Origin of the sequence: Mesorhizobium sp. M7D.F.Ca.US.004.03.1.1, from assembly GCF_003998635.1 — a bacterium.
GTDB lineage: Bacteria > Pseudomonadota > Alphaproteobacteria > Rhizobiales > Rhizobiaceae > Mesorhizobium > Mesorhizobium loti.
Genome location: NZ_RZQG01000719.1, coordinates 1 through 3,141 on the forward strand (window position 1 = coordinate 1; position 3,141 = coordinate 3,141).

The 3,141-nt window shown below is 63.2% G+C and carries 2 protein-coding genes and 1 pseudogene; all 3 read right to left on the reverse strand.

Annotation, left to right across the window (positions count from 1 at the left end; all coding sequences use genetic code 11):
• On the reverse strand, positions 1-1,100 hold a 1,100-nt coding region (gene radA / locus EN935_RS28600), incomplete at its 3' end, for a DNA repair protein RadA (RefSeq protein ID WP_127373865.1).
• A 57-nt stretch (positions 1,101-1,157) separates the two neighbouring features.
• On the reverse strand, positions 1,158-2,648 hold the full coding sequence (locus EN935_RS28605) for a replicative DNA helicase (RefSeq protein WP_109662809.1): 1,491 nt from the start codon (positions 2,646-2,648) through the stop codon (positions 1,158-1,160).
• A 227-nt stretch (positions 2,649-2,875) separates the two neighbouring features.
• Positions 2,876-3,141 (reverse strand): annotated as a pseudogene (locus EN935_RS28610) (RNA polymerase subunit sigma-24); the annotation flags it as partial.

The window sequence follows — 3,141 nt, forward strand, 5'->3', positions numbered from 1 at the left end:
GAGAGGCGGTAGCCGCCAGCGACGTTGAGATAGACATCGTGGCTGCCGAAGCGGACCCCGCAATGGGCTTCGAGAACCGCCAGGATCATCGACAGCCGGGCGCCGTCCCAGCCGACGACGGCGCGGCGTGGCGTGCCGAGCGAGGAGGGCGCGACCAGCGCCTGGATCTCGACCAGCACCGGCCTTGTGCCCTCCATGCCGGCGAAAACCGCAGCACCGGGCGATTTGGCATGGCGTTCGCCAAGGAAAAGCTCGGACGGGTTGGCGACCTCGCGCAGGCCCTTGTCCGACATTTCGAAGACGCCGATCTCGTCGGTCGGTCCAAAACGGTTCTTCACCGTGCGCAGGATACGGTAATGATGCCCGCCTTCACCTTCGAAGTAGAGCACGGCGTCGACCATGTGCTCGACGACACGCGGCCCTGCGATCTGGCCTTCCTTGGTGACATGGCCGACCAGCACGATCGCCGCCCCTGTGGATTTCGCGTAGCGGATCATCGCCTGCGCGGCGGCACGCACCTGGGTGACGGTGCCCGGCGCCGAATCGGCAAGGTCGGTCCACAGCGTCTGGATCGAATCCAGGATGACGAGGTCAGGCCGTTTGCCATCGGCTATTGTGGCGAGGATGTCTTCGACATTGGTCTCGGCGGCAAGTTCGACCGGAGAGGAGGCGACGCCAAGCCGCTGCGCCCGCAGCCTGATCTGCGCGACCGCCTCTTCGCCCGAGACATAGACGATGCGGTGGCCTTTTGACGCCAGTGCGGCGGCCGCCTGGGTGAGCAGCGTTGATTTGCCGATGCCGGGATCGCCGCCGACCAGCAGCGCCGAGCCACGCACGAAACCACCGCCGGTGGCGCGATCGAGCTCGCCGATGCCCGAGATGATGCGCGGCGCGTCCTCGATGTCGCCGGACAGCGTGGTCAGCACCACCGCGCGGCCCTTGCGGGCGTTGCGCGTGTTGGCCGGACCCGAGCCGATGCCGCCCGACGTGCCTTCCTCGACCAGCGTGTTCCACTCGCCGCAGGCATCGCATTTGCCGGCCCAGCGCTGATGCACCGATCCGCAACTCTGGCAGATGAACTGAACACGCGACTTGGCCATCAGAGGGATGCCGCTTGAAAATGGCCTGGGCGAAGTGGGCTGGGGTAGGTCAAAAAGCTACTCGAACCTTTCCGGCAGGTGATGCTCCTCGGCAAGGTCGGAGAAGCGGGTGAACTCGCCCTGGAAGGCAAGGCTGACGGTGCCGGTCGGGCCATGGCGCTGCTTGGCTATGATCACTTCGGCCTTGCCCTGGACCTCGACCATCTTTGTTTCCCAGGCGAGGTGCTCCGGCGTGCCTCTCTCCGGCTCCTTGTTCTTGATGTAGTATTCCTCGCGATACACGAACAGCACCACGTCGGCGTCCTGCTCGATCGAGCCCGATTCGCGCAGGTCGGACAGTTGCGGATGCTTGTCGTCGCGGCTTTCGACCTGACGCGAGAGCTGTGAGAGGGCGATGATCGGCACGCCAAGCTCCTTGCCCAGCGCCTTCAATCCGGTGGTGATCTCGGTGATTTCCTGGACGCGGTTTTGCGACGCCTTGGCGGATGAACCCTGCATCAGCTGGATATAGTCGATGACCATCAAATCCAGCCCGCGCTGGCGCTTGAGGCGGCGCGCGCGCGCCGCAAGCTGGGCGATAGAAATACCGCCCGTCTGGTCAATATAGAGAGGGCGCTTGTGGTTCTCTTGCGTGTAGGCGACAAGCTTGCCGAAATCGGCTTCCGTCAGGTCGCCGCGCCTGATTTTCGAGGATGGAATCTCGGTCTGCTCGGAGATGATGCGGGTGGCCAACTGCTCCGACGACATTTCGAGCGAGAAGAAGCCGACGACGCCGCCATTGGCCGCCTTGACGGAGCCGTCGGCCTGCTGGGCAGGCTCATAGGCGGCCGCGATGTTGTAGGCGATGTTGGTGGCCAGCGACGTCTTGCCCATGCCCGGGCGGCCGGCGATGATGATCAAATCCGATGGCTGCAGGCCGCCCATGCGGTGGTCGAGATCGCGCAGGCCGGTGGCAATGCCGGACAGGTGGCCATCGCGCATATAGGCCGCGCTGGCCATGTCGACGGCGTTCTTCAATGCATCGGAAAAACTTTCGAAACCGCCATCGTAACGGCCGTTTTCGGCCAGCTCGAATAGCCGCCGCTCGGCATCCTCGATCTGCTCGCCGGGCGCCATGTCGACCGGCGCGTCATAGGCGATGTTGACCATGTCCTCGCCGACGGTGATCAGCGCCCGGCGCGTGGCGAGATCATAGATGGCGCGGCCATAATCGGTGGCGTTGACGACGGTCACGGCCTCGACCGCCAGCCGCACGACATATTGCGCCATCGTCATGTCGCCGACCTTCTCGTCGGCCGGCAGGAAGGTTTTCAGCGTGATCGGCGTCGCGACCTTGCCCATGCGGATGAACTCGGACGCCACCTCAAAGATCTTGCGGTGCAGCGGCTCATAGAAATGGCTGGCCTTGAGGAAGTCCGAGACGCGGTAGAAGGCATCGTTGTTGACGAGGATGGCGCCGAGCAGCGCCTGCTCGGCCTCGATATTGTTTGGCGCTTCACGATAAAGCGGTGTTTCCGCCACGCCGAATTTTCGCGCTGCTTCTGCCATGATGTCCCCGATTTCGATCCCGGCTTCTCGATATCAGAACGTGACAAGTCCATGCTGACTTATCTGCACCAGTGCCTGTCCAATGAGCTTTGATACCCGCGATTCACAGCCAAGATTTTTCAGTGGAAAGAATCACAATTGACTCGAATCGAAAGAACGAATGTAGCGCGTCTATAGGGAGAACAAAACAGGAAAACAAGCACTGGTTTCCTGTGCAGCCACTCCGTTCAAAGCTGATTGAGGCGCCCCTCGATGAACCGGCGTTCCGCCGGTTGCCGGGTCAGCTCAAGCGCCCGCCGGTAGGAGGTCTTTGCCGCGTCGGTCAAGCCAAGCCTGCGCTGCATGTCTGCCTGTGCGGCATAAGCCAGATGGTAGCCGTCCAGCCCGCCTTGTCCCATGACCGTCTCGATTGCCGCCAGTCCGGCCTGCGGGCCGTCGCGCATGCCTATGGCCGCGGCGCGGTTGAGTGCCACAACCGGCGAGGGGTCGATGC

Bases quoted from the DNA above. Each gene is read 5' to 3' on its own strand.
- EN935_RS28605 (WP_109662809.1), bottom strand. From the start codon at position 2,648: ATGGCAGAAGCAGCGCGAAAATTCGGCGTGGCGGAAACACCGCTTTAT.